Origin of the sequence: Candidatus Enterococcus huntleyi, from assembly GCF_009933175.1 — a bacterium.
GTDB classification, from domain to species: domain Bacteria; phylum Bacillota; class Bacilli; order Lactobacillales; family Enterococcaceae; genus Enterococcus_K; species Enterococcus_K huntleyi.
Window position 1 is genome coordinate 1 of the sequence record NZ_MAEJ01000008.1, and the last position, 13,348, is coordinate 13,348.

General features: G+C 41.0%; 9 protein-coding genes. 3 read left to right on the forward strand and 6 right to left on the reverse strand.

Annotated elements, in window-relative coordinates; genetic code table 11:
• Nucleotides 1–71 precede the first annotated feature (71 nt).
• The 5 genes from BAU15_RS05355 to BAU15_RS05375 form a co-directional block, all read right to left on the reverse strand.
• Entirely contained in the window at nt 72–887 is an 816-nt protein-coding gene (locus tag BAU15_RS05355) for an oxamate carbamoyltransferase subunit AllH family protein (RefSeq protein ID WP_161841715.1), read from the reverse strand.
• A 100-nt stretch (nt 888–987) separates the two neighbouring features.
• Nucleotides 988–2,211, reverse strand: coding sequence for an amidohydrolase family protein (locus BAU15_RS05360; RefSeq protein ID WP_161841716.1), 1,224 nt, complete (start codon nt 2,209–2,211; stop codon nt 988–990).
• 19 nt (nt 2,212–2,230) lie between these two features.
• Entirely contained in the window at nt 2,231–3,568 is a 1,338-nt protein-coding gene (locus tag BAU15_RS05365) for a citrate transporter (RefSeq protein ID WP_420022118.1), read from the reverse strand.
• Nucleotides 3,569–3,615: 47 nt separating this feature from the next.
• On the reverse strand, nt 3,616–4,548 hold the full coding sequence (gene arcC / locus BAU15_RS05370) for a carbamate kinase (RefSeq protein WP_161841718.1): 933 nt from the start codon (nt 4,546–4,548) through the stop codon (nt 3,616–3,618).
• A gap of 23 nt (nt 4,549–4,571) precedes the next feature.
• Complete coding sequence (locus BAU15_RS05375) at nt 4,572–7,580, reverse strand: bifunctional FdrA/YlbE family protein (RefSeq protein ID WP_161841719.1); 3,009 nt, start codon at nt 7,578–7,580, stop codon at nt 4,572–4,574.
• 121 nt (nt 7,581–7,701) lie between these two features.
• Here BAU15_RS05375 and BAU15_RS05380 point away from each other — a divergent pair, with 121 nt between their 5' ends.
• Both BAU15_RS05380 and BAU15_RS05385 read left to right on the forward strand, forming a co-directional pair.
• Complete coding sequence (locus tag BAU15_RS05380; RefSeq protein ID WP_161841720.1) at nt 7,702–9,294, forward strand: PucR family transcriptional regulator; 1,593 nt, start codon at nt 7,702–7,704, stop codon at nt 9,292–9,294.
• Nucleotides 9,263–10,093 (forward strand): alpha/beta hydrolase, encoded by an 831-nt coding sequence (locus tag BAU15_RS05385; RefSeq protein WP_161841721.1) that lies wholly within the window; start codon nt 9,263–9,265, stop codon nt 10,091–10,093. Before BAU15_RS05380 ends, BAU15_RS05385 begins: the two co-directional genes overlap by 32 nt.
• 177 nt (nt 10,094–10,270) lie before the next feature.
• On the opposite strand, the gene BAU15_RS05390 is transcribed toward BAU15_RS05385, so the two are convergent.
• A complete protein-coding gene (locus BAU15_RS05390) occupies nt 10,271–11,071 on the reverse strand; it encodes an AraC family transcriptional regulator (protein ID WP_161841722.1) in 801 nt (266 codons plus the stop codon).
• 85 nt (nt 11,072–11,156) lie between these two features.
• Between BAU15_RS05390 and BAU15_RS05395 the strand changes: the two genes are divergently transcribed.
• Nucleotides 11,157–13,337 (forward strand): alpha-galactosidase, encoded by a 2,181-nt coding sequence (locus BAU15_RS05395; protein WP_161841723.1) that lies wholly within the window; start codon nt 11,157–11,159, stop codon nt 13,335–13,337.
• Nucleotides 13,338–13,348: the final 11 nt, after the last annotated feature.

Consider the following 13,348-nt stretch of genomic DNA (forward strand, 5'->3'; position numbering starts at 1 on the left):
AGATAGGGGTAGCATACCAAACTGTCGCAGGTTCTTTTTTAATTATTCTATTTTATAAGTCTTTTTCACAACTACTCAGCTTCACTCACTTGCACAGCTTTAGCCCCTAGCAACAGGCCGTAGCACATATCTGCCCCTGACGTATGTCCGACTGCCAAAATTGCTTGGATTATCTCGTCAAGATTCAGCGAATTTGGATTGATTAAATAGTCATTTAAATCTTTGAATACTGAGCTGACGTAGCCATCTGCGAGAGCTAAAAAATAGTTCTCACTGATGATTGTGGTTCTCTTGATTGATTGTTGGATTAGTTTTTGTAGCGTTGCAGCTTGTGATCTTTGATAGAGTTTGAGCATGTATAGATAGCCTAATAATAAGTCATCGCCACTGGGAGTTAAGCCTTTGCCTCGACCTATAAAATAAGTAATCATCTCTGGCTCTATTTCGGCTTTCGCAAGCTGTCGCGCAAAACGTTTTTCTTTGTCTGCAAACTCTAGCCCTAACTTCTTTTGTAATCCTAGGTCCGTTATTGAGTCAACCACTGTTTGAAGGTGTCCTTCGCTATAAGGTACCACCCCGATTGCTAAATCTTTTACTTTGGTGGGTTTTAATGAAAGAATTTGAACTTTTTGGCGGCTATATATCACCAATTGACTCTCTGAAATTTTTACCAAGTCGCCTACCTTTGTATAAGAACGAATGGCTTGGAAGTCTGCCTCGGTGACACGCAAACCAAAACTTGAGAGAAAGGTGGGATAGCTCGTCAAATTAATCAAACGCTGCCCGACGATTATATTGAGAGAATGCTCAAAAATACTATGAATCTTCCTCATCGAACCCCATCGTGTGAGTGGCATCAAATAGGAACTGATCGTTGTTTGAGTCATGCTAATTCCCACCTTTCTCCTCTTATGTACAGAGAGATAGAAGAGGATTGAGCTCTCTTCTATCTCCATTTTACTCTTTATTTGGACTAATTTGATTCATTTATTTCATGATAGTAACTGTTTTTTCAACTTTTACGGTTACTCGACCGTTCTTAATCACATAGGCACGCTCTGGGAAATCAATCAAAGCTGTTGCTATTGATGTGGTGTCTAACAAGACTAAATCGGCGTTTTTACCGACAGCTAAGCCGTAGTCTTTTAGGCCTAACGCCTTGGCTGGATTTTCCGTAATCATCGGTAGTACCGTTGGTAAATCATCTGAGCCGCCTAAATGTCCGACTGGCACAGCGAGCATCGCAATCTGGATGAGGTCGCCATTACCATAAGGTGTGAAGGCATTACGAATATTATTGGTTGCGAGTGCTACGTTAACCCCAGCATCACGCAATTTGCGGATTGGTGTCACCGCTCGTCTCACGTTAAATGAATCATTTCGTGCGCCTAAATGTAAGTCGGTTGCTGGCAGTGGCATGACATTGATTTTGGCCTCTGCCATACTGGCAATGACTTTTTCTAAGCGTTCCGGTTCCATCGCATGAAGGGCTGTCAAATGTCCGACTGAAACGCGCCCTTGATAACCTTCTTTGATCGTTTTTTCGCATAGATATTCGATCGATGTGTTATCTGCTTCATCGGCAAAATCTTGGTGTAAATCGATGTCTTTATCATATTTTTTAGCAATTTCAAAAATCAAATCAATGTGTTCGTTGGCTGGTGCATCGTTATACGGAATCCCACCGACCACATCTGCGCCCATTTCCATCGCTTCGTATATCATTTTTTCAGTGCCTGGCGCTTTGAAAATTCCTTCTTGTGGGAAGGCCACCACTTGCATATCGATAAACTCTTTGTATTCTTCTTTTAAACGCATAATTGTGTTAAAGCCTGTGAAGCCTTGTGCTGGATCGAATTCAGCATGGGTCCGAACAGCTGTCGCGCCGTGGCTGATAATCATTTCCAAGGCTTTTTTTGCACGCGTATAAATGTCTTCTTCAGTGAACGTTGGTTTCAACTTGGCTGTCACTTCGATGGCTTCTTTCAAGGTACCCGATTTATTAGGTTCGCGATCTGCAATCAAGGCTTTATCCAAATGAATATGACTTTCTACTAAACCTGGGATTAATACGCGGCCGTTTCCTTCGATGGTTTCCGTAGCTGTGCCTGCAATAGTCGGGGCAATTTCGGTGATTTTCCCGTCAGTAATTGCGACGTCTTGCAAAGGTTCACCATCGTTGATTCGTACTTGTTTGATTAATAAATCCATTTTCTTCCACTCCTTCGTTTTATCCAAAAATTAAACCAATTACTAACAAGATAACTGAAGCCATACTGAGCCATTTGACGTTCCCTTTGACCACCTCTAAAATAGGAATCTGGAAACCTGAAGATAACGCTTGCATCGTAATGTTAACGAAGCTCATTTGACTACCTAAACCGACACCCATAGTTACAAAACCTAAGGCAATTGGTGGAAATCCTAATGACACGGCGACAGGCAGGACTAGCGTAAGCACTGAGCCAACGTAAGCACCGGCGGGCACTCCAATCAAAACGCCGGTCAAAATAGCTACCGGAACCACGATAAACTCAGGTGCATTTTGGGCCACCCCAGCAATCACGGCAAAGGTTCCCGTTTGGGCAATCACATTGATAAAGGCTAAGAAAATCCCAACTTGGAACAGTCTCGTTAAGATATAAGTCGAGCCATCAACCATCGCTTCGACCGATTTATTCATCGAGAAGTCTGTACATAGGTAAATTAACGCTAAGGTTAGGACCATGTATACTAATGGCGTGAAGAAAGCAAAGTTAATTAAGTCATTTACGATAGGACCAAAGATTACCGCAAATAATAAGAAGATGGCTGGTAAAGTGATTTTAAATAGCTCGCCATTACTTTTCTTTTCGAACTCATCATCTTCTGATTCTTTAAAGCCGATATTACGACGTTTTGTTCCCCAAAAGGCTAAAACAATTGCTAAAATAACAAATACTAACCAGAATGGACGCATTTCAGCCACATACGTTGAAACACTGACATCCCCTAATTTTGATACAATGCTTGATTCTAAGGAAGCTGGTGAAGTGGTAAATGAGACTGCAGCAGCAAGAGACATCGCAGCAATTAATTCTGGTACCACGCCAACTGCGGCAAAAGCTAGCGGCGCGATAACCATGGCACTCCCGCCACCGATCCCTGACATGTAGGTTGCTGCAGCTAATAGAATAACAATAAATGCTGAGACATATTCAACTTTCCCTTTGGTGCCACGTTTCGCTAACGTCAAAGCAGCAGAGTAACTCCCCACCTTAAAGACAGCCATCGCTATAGCAGAATTGATGATAGGTACAGTAATACTCAGCATCGACGGAATCGTTTCTAAGAGCTGTTTGTTGGCATCGGCTAAACTAATTCCACCAATAATCATGGCCAACACACCGGCGACCAACCCAGCAATAATCATATCTACTTTTCTAAATAATAAGACCAAAACTAAGATTAACGGCACTAAAACTAATAAAGCTTTCAGTCCTGTTGGTGCGACAATACTGTCAATCTCGGCGGCATAGGCGCTGACCCCTGATACCGCTCCAAAAAGTATCGATACTATCAGAAACATTATTTTCTTGCGTTTATTCATCTCGTTTTTCTCTCCTTTTTGTTGGATTAACAAACAATGGTGGTACCGAATCCGTTAGGAATATTTCCTAAATTTTCGATTGAGGTGATAATCGCCTCTCTGTGAGGATGTGCTTTGACAAACGCCATCGCCGATTCAACTTTAGGTAGCATACTCCCTGGCGGAAATTGATTTTCAAGAATATACCCTTGGGCTTCTTCACAGGTCATCTTTTCAATCTTTTTCTGATTTGGCTGATTGTAATTGACATAAATATAATCAACTCCGGTTAGAACAATCAACCGATCTGCATTTATTTCTTCCGCCAGCTTCTGTGCAGAGAGATCTTTATCAATGACTGCTTCGACACCAGTCAGAGCGCCCTCTTCATTTCTAATCACAGGAATGCCCCCGCCACCTACGCAAATTGTGATAATCCCAGCTTCGATTAATGACAAAATAGTCTCTTTTTCAATAATTTGAATAGGCTTTGGTGACGCGATGACCTTCCGATAACCGCGTCCTGAATCCTCTTGGTAAATGCCTTCTCCTTTCGCTTGTTTTTCTTGTGCTTCTTGTGCTGTATAAAAAGGACCAATTGGCTTCGTTGGCACTTCAAAAGAAGGATCATTTTCGGAAACTTCCATTTGAGTGACGATACTCACGACCTCTTTTTTAATTCCTAAGTCGGCAAGTTCGTTTTGAAGTGCTTGCTGAATCCAGTAACCGATGCTGCCTTCTGTCATTGCAACGTTTGTATCTAATTTCATCATCGGAGTTTTGTCGGACTCCCCGACTGTTTGTTGAACTAACAAGTTTCCGACTTGCGGACCATTGCCGTGGCACAAGACCACCTCTTCTCCTTGTTGGATAAACTTGGCCAATTCTCGCGCCACATTGCGTACAACCTCACGTTGTCCTTCATCGGTTGGTATTTTATCGAGGATCGCATTTCCCCCTAGTGCAATTACATTTAACAAATTGGCTTTCCCCCTTTTAGTCGTTAGTCGACCTCAATTCCTAAATCTCGTGCGTAAGCTTCCAAGGCTTTTTCAAAACACGCAAGCGGTGCTCTAACAGTTCCAGCACCAATTTGACCAACGCCAGCATTTTTATGAGCAATGCCTGTATTAATGACTGGTGTGATGCCAGTTTCAACGACTTTGCGGATATCAATCCCTAGACAAGTCCCTTGGAAATCCCACGTCGGAATCGTCCAAGTTGGATTATGACCCTCACTAATCTTAGCCATTTCGTTGGAGGTATCTAGTGCATCCTGGAAACCACCAGCGCCGACAAAGCGCGTCACGCCAGGTGCTGCCACCATCGCCATACCACCAACACCGACCGTTTCAGTAATTGAACTATCCCCCATATCAGGATTGCCATCGTCTTCAGTGAAGCCAGTAAAATAGAGGCCTTTTGGCGTATTAACTGGTGCCGTGAACCATTCATCGTTGGTTTGAGCAATCCGAACCCCAAACTCGACACCATTTCTAGCAAGTGTTGTAACAATCGTGCCCTTCGCACCTTTTCTTGCTGTATCAGCCATCGTTTTAGCAGCGGCCATCATAATATTTAAGAAAAATTGATCGGTATCAGCTAAGAATTTCATCACATCGAAACGGGCTTGTGTATCCATGTCCACTAAGATAATATATGGGGCAACTTCCCGTAAAAAGTTTAGTGAAGCGGCAAAATTCCGTTGATGGAATTCATCCCCCATCGTTATAGAACGTGCGATAAGAACACTGAGATTAATACCATCCTCTGTTTTCTTTAAGGCACTAGAAAGTGTTGGTCCTAAGACATCACGTAGCCAATTTAGACGCGTAATAACCTCTTCAGAAAAGGCGCCAAAGCGTAAGACTTTCCCAATTCCTTCATTCATTGTGCAGTAACCTCTGGTGCCATCTAAGCGATTTTCAACAACTAGCACGGGCATATTTGCGGAGGTAATTCCACCCATTGGACCGACTGCATTGACATGGTGACAAGGAATAAAGCGGATTTCATCTTGCTTAATTAACTCGGTCACGTCATCTTCATTTTTCGCCCAGCCTTCAAAAATAGCGGCGCCGACGACAGCTCCCTTCATAGGTCCCGTCATTTCTTGCCAAGTGATTGGCGGTCCGGCATGAAGAATTGTTTTCTTCTCTTCATTCAACTCAGGAATCGCGTCTTTGGCAGGTACAACATCGATTAGGAACGGCTGCGCATTTTTAATCTTGTCTGTCACTTTTTGGTTTTCTACTTCAATTTGTTCGTCGTATTCCTCTAAAGCATTTAAAATTTTAATCATTTTTTTATTGCCATTGGCCCGTGGCTTCCAACTAAATTGTTCGGACTGCCCATCAAATTTATGGATTGATTCATTGAAGCTAGCTAACCCGATATTGATAATCCGTGGTTTCGTAGTCAATAATTCCATTATTTTAGGACTGATTTCTGGAATACTTACTTTTTCGCCGGTATATTCGCGCACGTCTTTATCCGCTTCCGTCACCTTCAAGCCTTTTAAGCCCAAAGCCAGAGCGACAGCTTTGGCATTGCTTTCTGCTACAAAAACACCATTTTCCTTCAACGTTTGAACCGCTTGGGCATAATTTTGCGGATCATTGTTTGTACCTACAACTGTTGCTACAAAATAAAGCGGCCGATTATTTTCCGCTGCAGTTTGCTGCGCTTCCTTAATAGTTGGTAATAGAGCATTGACCATATCTTCATGCGCGCCGTAGCCTAACACGAAGTCTAATAATATAACGCCGGTCTTCTCGTCAGCTGCATACTCTTTAATTTTCTTTATACGTACCTCTGGATCAATCATTGGGTGCGGTTTTCCTTGAGTATAGACATCATCGCCGAGGTCAATCACATCATAGCCATGCGATTGCAAGACGAATCCAGATTTCTTAACTAAGCCTTCGAGACCGACCGCTTCAGATATCAGCATGCCTGCTTCTGCCGCCAACGTGCCGCCTGAATATAAACCGGTAATGACTTTGTCTTCATCAAGTTGTGGTACATCTGGCAGTGAAACTTCTTCAAAATAATTCTTTTTAATCGCCACTTCATTCGCTAAATCCACTGCAATCTTCGCCGTTTCTTCTAACGTATGGGCTAAATACACTTTACCTTCATGAGATGCCGGTTTTTCACCTAAAAAGATTGCTACGACTGGTTTCGAGATACTTTGTAACAATTGAACCACTTCATCACGCACTTCTTTTGCAGGTGGCTTCGAGATAACACACACGACATCTGTTGGCTCATGATTTTCAAGCGCAACAATGGCATCCTTCATAGTAATGGCACCGACTGCATCACTTAAATCACGACCGCCTGTTCCAATTGCATGAACGACTCCACCACCTAAGCGATCAATAATCGTCGTTACTTCTTGAATCCCAGTTCCCGATGCGCCCACGACGCCAATATTGCCAGGCGCGATAACGTTGGTAAAAGCAATCGGGATACTAGAAATAATTCCGGTTCCGCAATCAGGTCCCATCATCAAGAGACCTTTTTCATGAGCCAATTTCTTCAAACGGACCTCATCCTCAATCGGAATATTGTCTGTAAATGAAAATACATGTAAGTCATTTTTTAACGCAACTTCCATTTCAGCAGCCCCGTATTCACCTGGAATACTGAATAGCGCCATATTAGCGTCTGGTAAATTAGTTAAAGCTTCCTTCCACGACGTCGAAACACGTTCAGTAGTCTCTTGGCTCTTCGAAGATAAATCGCCTAAGAAACGATCCACCTCAGGTAACACTAAATCCATTACTGAGTCGGACTGACTATCCACAACAATCATCAGATCATTAGGTGAAGCTGCTTTTGCTTCTTGCGTCAACAGCCCTGTGTTTTGTAAAATATCTTTATTTGCATCCGTTCCCATCATCAATTGACTCATCTCAACTTCTGCGAGATCATTGATTCGATTGGTCAGTAGCATCAGATTTATAGAGTCTTGATAATTATTTTTTAAAATAACAGTATTTAACATATTTATCCCCCTATCATTGAATACAATACCTATTGTAAATTTAATTGTATGGGTTTTCATCGGACAATATTCTAAATAAGTGTTATAATTTTTATCCATAAGGGACAAAAAGGAGAATTCTATGAAATTAAGAGAGCTTTTATCGATTGGTGAATTAAAAACGAGTAAACTCTTAACAAAAGAGATTGGTTTGGAGAATGAAGTTGATTCAGCGATGGTCTTAGAGGCGATTGATATTGAGGTTTGGAGTAAGAATAATCAATTAATCTTGACCTCCTTCTACGCTTTCAGCGGATTGGAGATGCCAGCACTCGAGGAATTCTTTTCAAAAATGAAACAGATTGGTGTAAGCGGACTAGTCGTCAAAATGGATCGTTTCATTACGATGATTCCTGTCTGGTTCATCGATTTATGTTTCAAGTATGAAATTCCACTAATTAAGATTGCCCAAGAAATTAGCTATGAAAAAATTCTTTTAACGATTTATGAACCCTTACTCAATCATCAAACGCACATCTTGCGGACCTATTATGAGGTGAGACAACGGTTCACCCAGTTGGAAAAAAATAACTCTTCTATAGAAGCAATTATGGAAGAATTTTATCAAATGATTGGTCATCCTTGCTCTTTAAAGCTTGTCGATAAGCAAGTCGAGGTTAGTTTTGGCGAGCAACTAAGTAACTGTATTGTGCTATCGAGAGAGCCCATCGCGAATGGTGAATTCACTAAAAATGACTATTCTCTTCTCACACTCTATTCACAATCTACAGCACAGGAACAAAAAGCAATCGAGGTCAGCATCTTCAATAGTTACTCCAGCAACTGTCTATTACTCGTTTATTTGGATAGCCCAGAGATTAAAGAAACCAATCTAGTAATCATTGAAAATACCATTGACGTGCTTCAGGAAAAATTCAATACCGAACGTTTATTAAATAAAGAACGCTACACTCGCCTAAACAATTTAGCCGATGCGATTTTACAAAACACGCCGGCGAACCCGCTTGAGCTAGACAGTCTTCTATCGGAAGCCAACATGCGGGATTATCCTGATTATCAGGCGATTGCTTTTTCAACACGTTCGACGACTATCCAATTGGTTAAGGAACGCATCTTAATCCAGCTAAAATCACTAAAAAGTCACTCCATCTTCTTTGATCAACACAGCTATTCAATCGTCTTATTTAATTTTGACGAGGCGAATGGCTCTATCACTAAACAACGAATTCAAAAGCTCTTGGGTCAAACAATCGAAAAATATCCTGAATTGGCTTTTTCTATTAGTAACGTCAAACCTAAGTCGGCAATCAAAGAAATCCTTGTTGAGTGCTTGGATATTTTGCGTTTCAACGAAACCTTTTATAGTGATGCGATTGTCAGTCTAGCAGATATCGGGATTTTCCGTTATTTCATTCAAAATGAACAATTAGAAGAAATGGATAGCTTTATTCCTGAAAATTTAGCTGCTTTAGCAAATAATAATTACGATCTTTTTGAAACCTTTTATCAGTTTTTACGCAATAATCGTAACTTCAATAAAACAGCGGACGAGATGTTTTTGCATTCAAAAACGATTCGCTATCGCTTAAATAAAATCGAACGTCTATTGGCGATTGACTTCAGCAATCCTTTGCAATTACTGAATCATGAAATTGGTGCCTACATTATAAAAATGAGGAGAAATGCTCGTGAAAAAGACCCTAAAATTACCTAACGGTTCAGCAATCGATTATTATCAATCTGATTTTCCGACCTCTCAGCCCAAAAACTATATTTTTTATTTCCATGGCGGCGGACTTGTTTACGGCACAAAAAGTGATTTACCCACCGAGCTTACCGAAGTTTTCTTAAAAAATAAGTACGAGGTCATCGTCTTCGACTATTTACTTGCACCCAATGCGACACTCGAAGAAATCCTTCAAGCCTTATTTGAATCCATTCAGTATGTTCAAGGAAAAATCACTAAAAACCGACCTTACAGTTTCTGTGGTCGATCAGCAGGCGGCTTTTTGATGCTCCAATTACTCAAACAGTTTCCTAGTCTTGCACCAGAATTTTTAGTGAATTTCTACGGCTATACTGATTTGGCTTTTCTAAATGTGGAACGAACACTTATTCCAACCGAGATAACAGAAAAAGACATTCAGACAATTGATACCAGCCCAACAGCAGCTGTCTGGGATGATCCATTTTTAGAACGCTTCCTGCTCTATCATTTTGCTGTACAGCAACAAAAACTCCTTGATTACTATGGACTGACTACACAAACAGCGGAAAAATACAGACTCACACAAGCAGACTTAGCCAACTTTCCTATCTGCTTCAGTACAGCAAGCACCACCGACAAGGAAATTCCTTTTCGCTATAGTAAACAGTTAGCCAAAGCAATTCCCGGCAGCCAGTTCGTTCCGCTATACTATCTCGACCATGACTTTTTAAAGCAAACCGATCAACCATCAGTCAAAGAGCTATTCACAAAACTCGATACCTGGCTACAAGGTCAAAGTAGCTAGTCATCGCCAATTTAACTTAATTCTATAAATGGAAGCCGTGAATAAAAGTTTGCTCACCAAAATAAACCGTCAGAAATCTTTCTCTCTTTTGAAAGAAGATTTCTGGCGGTTTATTTAGTTTATTTCGTAGTTACATTAGCCGACTAAGACAAATTTTTATGGAATAGTTTGCATCTTCTACAACTCCCGATAATAAAGAGCTTTCTGATTGCGATAGTCACTTGGCGTCATGCCCATTTCTTTTTTGAAGACTTTGCTGAAGTAATTGCCTGACGAAAAGCCGACTGTTGTAGCGACGGTTTCAATGGGGTCGTCTTGCCATAAAAATGACAGTGACTGACTGACGCGTACTCGCTTCAGATAATTCATCGGTGTTATCTTATAGGCCTCTTCAAATTGACGAATAATCTTATATTTAGACATGCCATAGCTATCTGCCAATTGATCCAAACTGATATCGCTCATATAATCCGTATCTAAATAAGCCTTTATCTGTTGGACGGTTTTCGACTTTTTCTGTTCTTGGGATTGCGTGTATTCCTTTAGCTTCAGAAATAAATCGAAGGAGATTCGAGCATTTTCAAACGCACTGATTTCTCCTGACTTTAGTTCATCTGCCAACGCCAATAATTCTTCTACAAATTCATCTGAACCTTCTATAATTGAAAATGGCGTTTCTAGCCATTGCAGCATCACGGCCGAAAACTCGATGAATAGAAATTGCCATTCTTCTCCGTAATAGCGATACTGTCCAGGTATTTTAGCAAAGAATGCTTGGTTTTTATTCAATCGTTGTTGTTTACCGCCTCTTTCTATATAACCAGTTCCACTTATGGTTAATTGAAAAACAATTAGTTGATCTTTTCTAACGCTGGCATCCCAATCATAGCTGGCACTTCCTTGCCCAATTCCAATTCCTCGTATGACGGGTAGTTGTGGCTCATTAAGATAATAAAATTGACGGACAAAATTCTGCAATTTTTTACCCTCCTTGAAATTATTTCCTCTTGTTGCTTCTCATTATACTAGATAAGATAAAAGAAATACGGAAGAGGTGCGATAATTGACAATATTATTTGATGAACAACAACAATTTTTCCATTTAAGCAATTCAACGATGAGCTATATTATCGGAATAGAAAAAGAAAAATATATTACCCATCTTTATTTTGGCCAACGACTTGAAAGCTATCATAAAGTCAATCAACTGCCTTATATTGACAGAGGATTTGCTACGAATCCAATTAATGAAGAACGGAATTTCTCTTTAAATGCTTTACCTTTAGAAACAAGTACTCAGGGTAGTCTGGATTTCCGCATTAGTAATTATCAGTTCCGCAACAATACTGGTGGTCGTGTCACGAATTTTATTTATGATCATTACGAAATTCTCGATGAAAAGCCGACTCTATCTGGGTTACCTTCTGTACGTGGTGAAAACGAGCAGACACAGACTCTGGAAATATATTTAGTGGATCATCAGCAGCAATTAGAGATGGTTCTTCGCTATACGATTTATGAAACGCTCGACATTCTTACTCGTAGCGTTGAGTATCGTAATCATGGAACTCAAGCGATTTATCTTGAAAATGCGGGTTCGATGATGCTTGATTTCCCGAGAAGTGATTACGACTTTATTACGCTATACGGTGCGCATACGAATGAAGCAAATATTGCTCGTCAACCACTACATCCAGGGATTCAAAAAATTGAGTCTGTTCGTGGCACAAGCAGCCCGCAGCATCAGCCATTTCTCGCTCTAGCAGATTCTCAGGCAACTGAAGATAGTGGTGTTGTCTATGGTTTTCATCTTATTTATAGTGGTAATTTTGTAGCGCAAGCAGAGGTTGAACAGTATGGGAGTACACGGGTTCAATTAGGGATTAATCCTGAAACCTTTGAATGGAAACTGGAAGCTTCGACGGCTTTCCAATCTCCTGAGGCTGTCTTAAACTTCAGCAACCGCGGCTTTAATCAACTGTCACAGAACTTTCACACGCTATACCAAACGCATTTGGTCCCTACCCAATGGAGTCAGACTGAACGTCCTATTCTATTAAATTCTTGGGAAGGAAATTATTTTGACTTCACCCAAGAAACGATTATCCAACAAGCGACTCTGGCAAAAGAATTAGGGATTGAGCTATTTGTTTTAGATGATGGTTGGTTCGGCGAACGTAATGATGATACGACCTCTCTTGGTGATTGGTCAGTAGATAAAAACAAGCTACCTGATGGCATTGATCATTTAGCGACCACCATTCAAGAAATGGGCTTACAGTTCGGTCTTTGGTTTGAACCAGAGATGATCTCAGAAAAAAGTGACCTCTATAAAAAGCATCCTGAATGGAGTTTACAAGTTTCTGGTTATCCGCAAACGCAAGGGCGTCAACAGCTTGTGTTAGATTTGAGTAGACGTGATGTGCAGGATTATTTAATTCAAGTCTTCGATACCTATCTCTCTTCTGGAAAGATTACCTATATCAAATGGGATATGAACAGGCATTTAACAGAGGTCGGGAGTTTTGGCCTTGCTCATGACCAGCAGAAAGAAGTCAGCCATCGCTATGTACTAGGTCTCTATCGGATTTTAGCGACAGTCACGACACGCTATCCTCAGGTTCTTTTTGAAAATTGTTCTAGCGGTGGCGGACGATTCGACCCAGGAATGATGGCTTACATGCCTCAAACCTGGACCAGTGATAATTCGGATGCCATTTGTCGTTCGAAGATCCAATATGGCTATAGTCTCCTATACCCACCAGTTATGTTAGGTGCGCATATCTCAGAAGTACCTAATCACCAGATTGGCCGAGAAACACCTTTAGAGACGCGTTTCTTGATTGCCATGAGCGGCAACTTTGGCTATGAACTCTCTCTTGAACGACAAACAAAAGAGGACCTAGCAGCCATTAAAGAGCAGATTGCTTTTTACAAAACACATCGAAAACTGATTCAATTTGGTTCTTTTTATCGACTCAAACCGTTCGATGAACAGGCATCTACCGCTTGGTTATTTGTCAATGACACGGATGCTTTACTTATCTATTCCCATGGACTCGCTCGTCCTGCCCAAACCGTTGAATACCTGAAAACAACCTATTTGGATGAGGAAGCTCTCTATAAAGAAACTCAGACAGGAAACATCTATAGTGGCAGTGAATTGAACCATGCTGGACTCTTAATTCCGCGCATCAAAGGTGATTTCAAAGGGTTCTCACTGCACTTCACAAAATTATCTTAACTCTCAACAAG

Bases quoted from the DNA above. Each gene is read 5' to 3' on its own strand.
- BAU15_RS05375 (WP_161841719.1), bottom strand. From the start codon at position 7,580: ATGTTAAATACTGTTATTTTAAAAAATAATTATCAAGACTCTATAAAT.
- BAU15_RS05360 (WP_161841716.1), bottom strand. From the start codon at position 2,211: ATGGATTTATTAATCAAACAAGTACGAATCAACGATGGTGAACCTTTG.
- BAU15_RS05365 (WP_420022118.1), bottom strand. From the start codon at position 3,568: ATGTTTCTGATAGTATCGATACTTTTTGGAGCGGTATCAGGGGTCAGC.
- BAU15_RS05385 (WP_161841721.1), top strand. From the start codon at position 9,263: ATGCTCGTGAAAAAGACCCTAAAATTACCTAACGGTTCAGCAATCGAT.
- BAU15_RS05355 (WP_161841715.1), bottom strand. From the start codon at position 887: ATGACTCAAACAACGATCAGTTCCTATTTGATGCCACTCACACGATGG.
- BAU15_RS05380 (WP_161841720.1), top strand. From the start codon at position 7,702: ATGAAATTAAGAGAGCTTTTATCGATTGGTGAATTAAAAACGAGTAAA.